Source organism: Streptomyces sp. NPDC057002 (assembly GCF_042673825.1).
Taxonomy (GTDB): Bacteria; Actinomycetota; Actinomycetes; order Streptomycetales; family Streptomycetaceae; genus Streptomyces.
On record NZ_JBHURZ010000009.1, the window covers coordinates 217952 to 227557 of the forward strand.

Consider the following 9606-nt stretch of genomic DNA (forward strand, 5'->3'; position numbering starts at 1 on the left):
CCTCCGTCCCCCGCCTCAACCAGGCGGCGGTCGCCTCCGGGAACGCGCAGATCGACGCCGTCTCCGGAGCCACCTACACCAGCGCGGGCTACAAGAAGTCGCTCCAGTCCGCGCTGGACAAGGCTCCGGCAGGGGGCGGCGGCGCCGCGCAGGACTCCGGGCAGGGTGCCGGGGCGGGCGGCGCGCAGGCCAAGACGGTCACGGGCACGGCCGCGCAGACGCAGTACGGTCCCGTCCAGGTCCGTATCACCGTCGCGGGCGGGAAGATCACCAAGGCCGAGGCCGTCCAGGCGCCCAAGGGCGGGCGCAGCGACCAGATCACCTCCTCCTCCGTCCCCCGCCTCAACCAGGCGGCGGTCGCCTCCGGGAACGCGCAGATCGACGCCGTCTCCGGAGCCACCTACACCAGCGCGGGCTACAAGCAGTCCCTCCAGTCGGCGCTGGACCAGGCCGGTGGCTGACACGGTGGCCGACCCCGCACAGGCTCCCGCCGCGGCACGTCATGTGGAAGAGACGATGGGGACCGTCTTCTCCCTCGACGTCCGCGGCGGGGAACCGGCCGCCGTGCGCGCGGCCCTGGACGAGGCCGTCGCCGGACTGCACCGCGTCGACGAGGTGTTCAGCACCTACCGCGAGGACAGCCAGATCGCCCGGCTGCAACGCGGTGAACTGACCGTCGCGGAGTGCGATCCCGAGGTCGCCGAGGTCCTGGAGCTGGCCGCCGAGGCGGAGCGGCTGAGCGACGGCTGGTTCAGCACGTCGTACCAGGGCCGTCTCGACCCGACCGGCATCGTCAAGGGCTGGGCGGTCGAGCGGGCGGCCCGGCGGTTGTCGGAGGTGCCGGGGGTGTGCGGGGTGAGCGTCAACGGCGGCGGCGATGTGCAGCTGCTCGGGGCGCCGGGGGCGCAGCGGCCGTGGCGCGTGGGGGTGTCGGACCCGTTGCGTCCGGGGGGTCTCGCGGCCGTCATCTCGGCGGCCGGGGTGGACGAGTTGTCCGTGGCCACGTCGGGTACGGCGGAGCGGGGCGCGCATATCCTCGACCCGCGTACGGGGCATTCGGCCGTGACCGACCTGGTCGCCGTGACCGTGGTCGGGCCTCGGCTGACCTGGGCGGATTGCTGGGCCACTGCGGCGTTCGCGATGGGGTCGCGGGAGGGCTTGGCATGGCTGGAGTCCCTGCCGGATGTCGAGGCCTTGCTGATCACGGCGGGTGACGAGGTGCGGTGTACCGGAGGGTTGGCAGCGCGGCTGGGGTGAGACTGACTCTCTTGGGGGCGCGGGGAACTGCGCGATCAGCCGCAGTCCACCCGCACACAACCACCGGCATGCACCCCTACGGCGCTCCGTGCCCGTTCTGTGCCAGCCTCAGCAAATGCTCCGCCAGCGCCTGTCCCCCGTCCGGCTCCCTGCTGATCAGCATCAGCGTGTCGTCCCCGGCGATCGTCCCCAGGATGTCGTGCAGCTCTGCCTGGTCGATCGCCGACGCCAGGAACTGCGCAGCCCCCGGAGGGGTCCGCAGCACCACGAGATTCGCCGAGGCCTCCGCGGAGATGAGCAGTTCCTGCGACAGCCGCCGCATCCGCTCCTCCTTCGCCGACCCGCCCAGCGGCGCCCGGGGCGTACGGAAGCCCCCCTCGCTCGGCACCGCGTAGATCAGGTCACCGTCGGTGTTGCGGATCTTCACCGCGTTCAGCTCGTCGAGGTCCCGGCTGAGCGTCGCCTGTGTGACGCTCAGCCCGTCGTCGGCGAGCAGCTTCGCCAGCTGGCTCTGCGACCGCACCGGCTGCCGGTTGAGGATGTCCACGATCCGGCGGTGGCGTGCGGTGCGGGTCTGCGGCACGGCGGGCCCGTTCGCCCCCTGCTCGTGGTCCTGCGCCTGGCTCATCGTCGTCTCATTCTCCGGATCGTCCGTCCCCGCTCACTGCCTGGAGGATGCCGGGCAGCGCCCCGAGGAAGGCGTCCACCTCGTCGTCGCCGAGGTTCAGCGGCGGCATCAGCCTGACGACGTCCGGGGCGGGCACGTTCACCAGGAATCCGGCCTCCTGAGCCGCCTGGCGCACCTGGGGCGCGAGAGGCTCGGTGAGCACGATACCCAGGAGTAGGCCCGAGCCCCGGACAAAATCGATCAACTCGTGACCGAGGCCTTCGATCCCGTCCCGCAATGCCGCGCTCTGCCGCTTGACGTTCTCCAGCAGCCCCTCGTTCTCGATGGTGTCGAGGACGGCGAGCCCGGCCGCGCAGGCGACGGGGTTCCCGCCGAACGTCGTGCCGTGGTGCCCGGGCTGGAGCAGCTCCGCGGCCCGCCCGAAGGCGACGGTCGCGCCCAGCGGCAGCCCGCCGCCCAGTTGCTTGGCGAGGGTGACGATGTCGGGCAGGACACCCTCGTGGGCCTGGTACTCGAACCAGTGCCCGGTCCGGCCGATGCCGGTCTGCACCTCGTCGAGGACGAGGAGCGCCCCGGTCGAGGCGGTGATGGCACGGGCGGCCTTGAGGTAGCCGGCGGGCGGGACGACGACGCCGAGTTCGCCCTGGATCGGCTCGATGATGACGAGCGCGGTCTCCTCGGTCACGGCGGCGGCCAGTGCCTGCGCGTCGCCGAAGGGGACGTGGGTGACATCGCCGGGCAGCGGCAGGAACGGCTCCCGCTTGCCGGGTTGGCCGGTCATCGCCAGGGCGCCCATGGTCCGCCCGTGGAAGGCGCCCTCGGTGGCCACCACATGGCTCCGCCCGGTCAGCCGGCCGATCTTGAAGGCGGCCTCGTTGGCCTCGGCGCCGGAGTTGCAGAAGAAGACCCTGCCGTCCCGGCCGAAGAGCCGGAGCAGCCGCTCGGCGAGGGCGATGGTGGGCTCGGCCATGAAGAAGTTGGAGACGTGGCCGAGAGAGCCGATCTGCCGGGTCACGGCCTCGACGATCGCCGGGTGGGCGTGGCCGAGGGCATTCGTCGCGATGCCGCCGACGAAGTCGAGGTAGGAGTTGCCCTCGGCGTCCCGGACCCGGCTGCCCTCGCCGCTCACCAGGGGCAGCAGCGGGGTGCCGTAGTTGTTCATGAGAGCGCCCTGCCACCGCGCGGTCAGTTCCTCATTGCTCATGACTCCCCCTGTTCGCCCGGTCCTCCGGGCTTCTCGTCGGGCACGACCATCGTGCCGATGCCCTCGTCGGTGAAAATCTCCAGCAGGATCGAGTGCTGGACCCGGCCGTCGATGACGCGGGCGGTGGTCACGCCGCCCCGGACCGCGTGCAGGCAGCCCTCCATCTTCGGCACCATGCCGGAGGACAGGTCCGGCAGGAGCCGCTCCAGTTCGGAGGCGGTGAGGCGGCTGATCACCTCGTCGCTGTTCGGCCAGTCCTCGTAGAGGCCCTCGACGTCCGTGAGGACCATGAGGGTTTCGGCGCCCAGAGCAGCAGCGAGTGCCGCAGCCGCCGTATCAGCATTGACGTTGTAGACATGTCCGTCGTCCTGGGAGCGGGCGATCGAGGAGACGACCGGGATCCGGCCGTCGGCGAGCAGGGCCTCGATCGCGCCGGTGTCGATCGCGGTGATCTCGCCGACCCGGCCGATGTCGACGAGTTCGCCGTCGATCTCGGGCTGGTGCTTGGTGGCGGAGATGGTGTGGGCGTCCTCGCCGGTGAGGCCGACGGCCAGCGGGCCGTGCTGGTTGAGCAGTCCGACCAGCTCGCGCTGGACCTGACCGGCCAGCACCATGCGGACGACGTCCATGGCGTCCTCGGTGGTGACCCTGAGGCCCGCCTTGAACTCGCTGACGATGCCGTGCTGGTCGAGGGCGGCGCTGATCTGCGGGCCGCCGCCGTGGACGACGACGGGCTTGAGGCCGGCGTGGTGCAGGAACACCACGTCCTGGGCGAAGGCGGCCTTCAGGTCCTCGTCGACCATGGCGTTGCCGCCGAACTTGATGACGACGGTCTTGCCGTTGTGCCGGACCAGCCACGGCAGCGCTTCGATGAGGATCTGCGCCTTGGGCAGGGCGGTGTGCTTACGCGTGACGCTCATGAGGAGTAGGCGCTGTTCTCGTGGACGTAGTCGGCGGTGAGGTCGTTGGTCCAGATGGTGGCGGTCTCGGAACCGGCGGCCAGGTCGGCGACGATGTGCACCTCGCGGTAGCGCATGTCGACCTTGTCGCGGTCCTCGCCGACACCGCCGTTCTTGCAGACCCAGACGCCGTTGATGGCGACGTTGAGCCGGTCCGGCTCGAATGCGGCGGAGGTCGTGCCGATCGCGGAGAGCACGCGGCCCCAGTTGGGGTCCTCGCCGTGGATGGCGCACTTGAGGAGGTTGTTGCGGGCGATGGAGCGGCCCACCTCGACGGCGTCGTCCTCGGTCGCGGCGTTGATCACCTCGACCTTGATGTCCTTGCTGGCGCCCTCGGCGTCCCGGATGAGCTGCTGGCCGAGGTCGTCGCAGACCTGCTGTACGGCCTCGGCGAACTCCTCGTACCCGGGCGTGACTTCGGCGGCGCCGGAGGAGAGGAGCAGCACGGTGTCGTTGGTGGACATGCAGCCGTCGGAGTCGACCCGGTCGAAGGTCGTCCGGGTGGCCGCCCGCAGGGCCTTGTCCAGAACCTCGTCGTCCAGGTCCGCGTCGGTGGTGAGGACGACGAGCATGGTGGCGAGGCCGGGGGCGAGCATGCCCGCGCCCTTGGCCATGCCGCCGACGGTCCAGCCGTCCTTGGTGACGACGGACGTCTTGTGGACGGTGTCGGTGGTCTTGATGGCGATCGCGGCCTTCTCACCGCCGTGCTCGGAGAGCTGGGCGGCGGCCTTCTCGACGCCCGGGAGCAGCTTGTCCATCGGCAGGAGGATGCCGATGAGGCCGGTCGAGCAGACGGCGACCTCGATGGCGCCCCGGCCGAGCACCTCGGCCACCTTCTCGGCGGTGGCGTGCGCGTCCTGGAAGCCCTTCGGGCCCGTACAGGCGTTGGCGCCACCGGAGTTGAGGACGACGGCGGAGATCTGGCCGCTCTTCAGCACCTGCTCGGACCACAGGACCGGCGCAGCCTTCACACGGTTGGCGGTGAAGACGCCGGCGGCGGCGCGGCGGGGGCCGGTGTTGACCACGAGGGCCAGGTCGGGGTTGCCGTTCTCCTTGATCCCGGCGGCGATCCCGGCCGCCGTGAATCCCTGTGCTGCCGTCACACTCACGGCGCAACTCCGATCGTCGTCAGTCCCGTGGTCTCGTCGAGACCGAGGGCGATGTTCATGCTCTGGACGGCACCGCCCGCGGTGCCCTTGGTGAGGTTGTCGATGGCGCTGATCACGATGATCCGTCCGGCGGCCGCGTCGTACGCGACCTGCACCTGAACGGCGTTCGAACCGTAGACGGACGCCGTGGCGGGCCACTGCCCCTCGGGGAGCAGGTGCACGAAGGGCTCGTCGGCGTAGGCCTTCTCGTAGGCGGCGCGCACGGACTCGGCCGTGACGCCCTCCTTCGCGGCGGCGCTGCACGTGGCGAGGATGCCGCGCGGCATCGGCGCCAGGGTGGGCGTGAACGACACGGAGACCGGCTCGCCGGCGGCCGCGCTGAGGTTCTGGGTGATCTCGGGCGTGTGCCGGTGCCCGCCGCCGACGCCGTACGGGGTCATCGACCCCATGACCTCGCTGCCCAGCAGGTGGGGCTTGGGCGCCTTGCCCGCGCCGGAGGTGCCGGAGGCGGCGACGATCACGGCCTCGTTCCTGGCGAGTCCGGAGGTGTACGCCGGGATGAGGGCCAGGGAGACGGCGGTCGGGTAGCAACCGGGCACCGCGATGCGCTTGGACCCCTCCAGCGCGGCGCGGGCACCCGGCAGTTCGGGAAGGCCGTAGGGCCAGGTTCCGGCGTGCGGCGAGCCGTAGAACTTCTCCCAGGCGGCGGCTTCCGTCAGGCGGAAGTCCGCGCCCATGTCGACCACCAGCACGTCCGGGCCGAGCCGCTCGGCGACGGCTGCGGACTGCCCGTGCGGCAGTGCGAGGAAGACGACGTCGTGACCGGCGAGGACCTCGGGGGTGGTCTCCTGGAGCACTCGGCCGGCCAGGGGCAGCAGGTGCGGCTGGAGCGCACCGAGGCTCTGCCCCGCGTTGGAGTTGCCGGTGAGGGCGCCGATCTCAACCTCGGGGTGGGCCAGCAGCAGACGCAGCAGTTCCCCGCCCGCGTATCCACTCGCTCCGGCCACTGCCGCACGTACCGCCATGGAACCTCCTCCTTAGAGAGCATGACTATACGTTGCGCCGCAGTTTTATGCAACGCTCTGTGGTGCGCGGTAAGCAGATCATGACCGCTCGAGCCGCGCTGTGGGGCTCCCTGGCCGGAACAAGGCGTATGGGGCCGCACGCGGCGTGGGTATGTTGCGGCCACCACGGGGGATGCCCGCGGTGTCCACGGGGATGGCTCGCATGGCCCTGCGCATTCACTTCACCGACGACGACCTCAGCCGCATCAGGTTCGCCCAGGCACCCGACCCGATGTGGGAAGCCCTGCAGAGCATGCACATGCTCCAGACCCGGGACGGCTGGGCGGTCTTCGGCCGCTGGCGGGCCCGGGTCCGCCCGGCCCTCGGCGCACCGGAACGCCAGCTGCTGCGCCTGGCCCCGCCGGTCGGCTACTCACCGGACTTCCTCACGCCCGCCGCCGGCCAGAGAGGTCTGGAGCCGGGGATCGACGCCCTGCTGTCCACGCCCCGCGCGCGATTACGCCACGATCTGCTCGAGCTCTCGGCCGACGGCCGCAGGCTCCCGCCGTGGGGCCGGGCCCTGGCGGACGGCGACGGGGCGGCGGTCCACCATCTGGGGCGGACCCTGCGGACCTACGTCAGGGCCGGTCTGGCGCCCTACTGGGATCATGTCCGCGCCCGCTTCGAGGCCGAACGCGCCCTGCGCACCCGGACGCCGGGCGCCGGTGCCGGGAGCCTGCTCGGCGCACTGCACCCCGAACTCCACTGGCGGCCCCCGGTGCTGACCGTGGGCGGACTGCGCGTGGAGCGGGACGTGCATCTGCGCGGGCGCGGACTGCTGGTGCTGCCGTCCTATTTCTGCTGGCGCTATCCGACGGTGCTGAAGGATGCCGCACTGCCCCCGGTCGTCGTCTATCCCATGACGCACCAGGGCGCCCTGAACCCGGCCGAGCCTGCGGACGCTGACACCCGGGCACCGTCGCGGTCGCTGGTCGCGCTCCTGGGGCGGACCCGGGCGGAGATCCTCCGCCACGCCTCGGAGAACGGCGCCACGACCACGGAGCTGGCCCACGGCACCGGTGTCTCCGCCGCCACCGCCAGCTACCACGCCTCCGTACTGCGGGACGCCGGCCTGCTCAGCACCCACCGGCTGGGCAACGCCGTCCTGCACACCACCACTCCGCTCGGGGCCGCCCTGCTCGAAGGGCGCCACGGCTCGGCCGTTTGACGCCCGCCCGGACGAGGGCCTTTCGAAGGCGCTCTAAAGGCGGTGCGCCGGATCCGCCCCGCTGCCCAGACTCTGCCTCAGCGATGTCGACCGCCGGGCGGACAAAGGGGATGCTGCCATGGAGAAGCCGGAACCGCGCTGGGTGCTCGCCTTCGACGGGTCGTGCGCGACCTGCCGCAAGATCTCCGGCGCCGTCTCCCACGCCTGCGACGGCAAGCTCGAGGTGCTGCCGCTGGACGACACCCGGGTAAGGGACTGGCGCGAGCAGGCCTACGGCACCGACGCCCCCTGGGCGCCGACCCTGCTGCGGGCGGGCACCGGCCGGGTGCGGGCCTGGACCGGAGCGGCGATGACGCCGCCGCTCCTGCGGCGGCTCGGCCCGCGCTCCACGCTGCGCGTCCTGCGCGCCCTGGGCGACCTGCGCCGCGCGGACGCCCACCACACCGCCGACCGTCCGGTCACGGGGCGGACCCTCCGGCGGGCGCAGTTCCTGCGGGCCGGGGCCGGTCTGGTGGTGGCGGCCGGTGTGATCATGCGTGGCAGCACTCCCGCCTTCGCCGAGAACGAGCACGAGGCGGCCCGCCGCTGGGTGCTCGCCCACCGCGGCGCGCTGCCCACCACCTACGACGACGTGGTCGCGCACCCGCTGAGCCACCGGCGCGCGATCCACGAGGCGCTGCCGCCGAAGGCCCGCAGCGGACTGTGGGCCGAGCATCTGCGGCGCTTCGGCGCCGCCCGCCCGGAGCTGAGCCCGGCGCAGCGGCGGATCCTGGACCGGGCCCTGGCCGTCGCCTCCGACCCGGCGACCTTCGAGGGCGAGCCGCCCGCCGAGGTCGCGGAGCTCGGCCGGGCGGCCCGCGAGGCCTTCGGCCCGGACGGCGCGCGGGCGATGCTGGCGGTGCTGGGCCCGGCGTCGGAGGCTGCGGTGCCCGCGCCCAACTGCGAGTGCAACCGGATCGACGTGTACTGCGGCTGGGACGGCGACTGCATCGACAACGGCTGCCGCCACACGAGCGCGGGCTGCGGAAGTCTCTACATCTATCCGTGCAACGGACTCTGCTTCAACTGACCACGGCGACCGCGTCGCCGTGCGGCGACGCGGAGGACGGGAGTGTTCTCCATGCGTGATTCCGGGGTGCGCTGGATGCTGGCCTTCGACAGTTCGTGCGGAGTCTGTCGCACCATCTCGTCGATCGTGTACGAGGCGTGCGACGGCAAGCTGGAAGTGGTGCCGCTCGGGCGTCAGGACGTACGCGACCTGCGCGAACGGGCGCTGGGCCCGGACGCGCCCTGGGTGCCCACGCTGCTGGCCGTCCCCGGCGGCGAGGGTGCCGGGCCGGACACCCGGGTGCGGGCCTGGACGGGTGCCGCGCTCGCCGTGCCGCTGGCCCGGCGGCTGGGACCGCGTTCCTCGGTGAAGGTGCTGCGCGCCCTGGGGCAGGCGCGTGCCGAGGCCGCGACGGGCCGGGGCAGGCTGGGGCGCGCCGAGTTCCTGCGCCTGGGCGGAGGCCTCGCGGTCGCCGCGGCCGTGCTGGTGAAGGGCACGACCCCGGCCTTCGCGCAGGACAAGGACGCGGCGGCGGCCCAGGAATGGGTCGGCCGGAACGCCGGCCGGCTGCCGACCCGCTACGACGACGTGGCCGCCCTTCCCGTCACCCACCGCCGGGCGGTGTTCCAGGCGCTGCCCGCCGAGGCGCGCAGCGCGCTGTGGGTCGAGCACATCGACCGGTGGCGCTCGGCCCAAGCCGGCCTGACGCCCGCTCAGGCCAGGGTGGTGGACCGGGCCCGGGCCGCGGCGGCGGATGTGTCGACGTTCCGGTTCGAGCGGGGCCGCCGGGGCACCGAGGAGATGCTGCGGCTCGACGCCGACGCCCGTGCCGCCTTCGAGCCGGCCGCGTCGAACGCCCTGCTGGCCACCCTGGGACCGGTCGAGGCCGCCGCCCTGCCGGACTGTGAGTGCAACACCTACAGCGACAAGTGCTGGAGCAGCTCCTGCATCTGGGTGCAGAACTCGTGCGTGCGCTCCGACAGCGGATGCGGAACGCTGTGGACGTGGTCCTGCAACGGGCTCTGCTACGCATGACGGCCGGGCGTGGGGGGGGGGGCCGGGGGGCCCCCCCCCCCCCCCGGGGGGGGGGGGGCGCGTGTATTTAGGCGAGCCCGGCCCGGGCGCCCGGGGCCTGGGTGGGGGCGGAGGCCCCGACGCCCCGCCACGGG

10 protein-coding genes are annotated in these 9606 nt (G+C 72.6%); 5 read left to right on the top strand and 5 right to left on the bottom strand.

The window, feature by feature from the left end; translation table 11 throughout:
• Together ACFT32_RS36380 and ACFT32_RS36385 are read left to right on the top strand one after the other, a co-directional pair.
• Positions 1 to 461 (top strand): FMN-binding protein (locus tag ACFT32_RS36380; RefSeq protein WP_382497735.1); only part of this gene is annotated, 461 nt, incomplete at its 5' end.
• Positions 454 to 1257: an FAD:protein FMN transferase gene (locus tag ACFT32_RS36385; RefSeq protein ID WP_382497737.1), complete on the top strand. Its 804-nt coding sequence runs from the start codon at positions 454 to 456 to the stop codon at positions 1255 to 1257. The genes ACFT32_RS36380 and ACFT32_RS36385, both read left to right, overlap by 8 nt.
• Before the next feature lie 76 nt (positions 1258 to 1333).
• On the opposite strand, the gene ACFT32_RS36390 is transcribed toward ACFT32_RS36385, so the two are convergent.
• Genes ACFT32_RS36390 through argC form a run of 5 tightly spaced genes read right to left on the bottom strand, consistent with a single transcriptional unit; the run spans position 1334 to position 6182 of the window.
• Positions 1334 to 1885 carry an arginine repressor gene (locus ACFT32_RS36390; RefSeq protein WP_382497738.1) on the bottom strand — a complete coding sequence of 184 codons (552 nt, stop codon included), beginning with the start codon at positions 1883 to 1885 and terminating at the stop codon, positions 1334 to 1336.
• A gap of 7 nt (positions 1886 to 1892) precedes the next feature.
• Complete coding sequence (locus ACFT32_RS36395) at positions 1893 to 3089, bottom strand: acetylornithine transaminase (RefSeq protein ID WP_382497740.1); 1197 nt, start codon at positions 3087 to 3089, stop codon at positions 1893 to 1895.
• Entirely contained in the window at positions 3086 to 4009 is a 924-nt protein-coding gene (argB, locus tag ACFT32_RS36400) for an acetylglutamate kinase (protein WP_382497742.1), read from the bottom strand. Before argB ends, ACFT32_RS36395 begins: the two co-directional genes overlap by 4 nt.
• Positions 4006 to 5157 (bottom strand): bifunctional glutamate N-acetyltransferase/amino-acid acetyltransferase ArgJ, encoded by a 1152-nt coding sequence (argJ, locus tag ACFT32_RS36405; RefSeq protein WP_382497744.1) that lies wholly within the window; start codon positions 5155 to 5157, stop codon positions 4006 to 4008. The genes argB and argJ overlap by 4 nt, the downstream gene beginning before the upstream one ends.
• A complete protein-coding gene (gene argC, locus ACFT32_RS36410) occupies positions 5154 to 6182 on the bottom strand; it encodes an N-acetyl-gamma-glutamyl-phosphate reductase (protein WP_382497745.1) in 1029 nt (342 codons plus the stop codon). Before argC ends, argJ begins: the two co-directional genes overlap by 4 nt.
• A 202-nt stretch (positions 6183 to 6384) precedes the next feature.
• Between argC and ACFT32_RS36415 the strand changes: the two genes are divergently transcribed.
• The 3 genes from ACFT32_RS36415 to ACFT32_RS36425 all read left to right on the top strand — a co-directional run bounded on the left by ACFT32_RS36415 (position 6385) and on the right by ACFT32_RS36425 (position 9472).
• Complete coding sequence (locus ACFT32_RS36415) at positions 6385 to 7389, top strand: winged helix-turn-helix domain-containing protein (RefSeq protein WP_382497747.1); 1005 nt, start codon at positions 6385 to 6387, stop codon at positions 7387 to 7389.
• 118 nt (positions 7390 to 7507) lie between these two features.
• Positions 7508 to 8458: a bacteriocin fulvocin C-related protein gene (locus tag ACFT32_RS36420; protein ID WP_382497749.1), complete on the top strand. Its 951-nt coding sequence runs from the start codon at positions 7508 to 7510 to the stop codon at positions 8456 to 8458.
• Between the two features lie 51 nt (positions 8459 to 8509).
• Entirely contained in the window at positions 8510 to 9472 is a 963-nt protein-coding gene (locus ACFT32_RS36425) for a bacteriocin fulvocin C-related protein (protein WP_382497751.1), read from the top strand.
• The last annotated feature ends 134 nt before the right edge of the window (positions 9473 to 9606 follow it).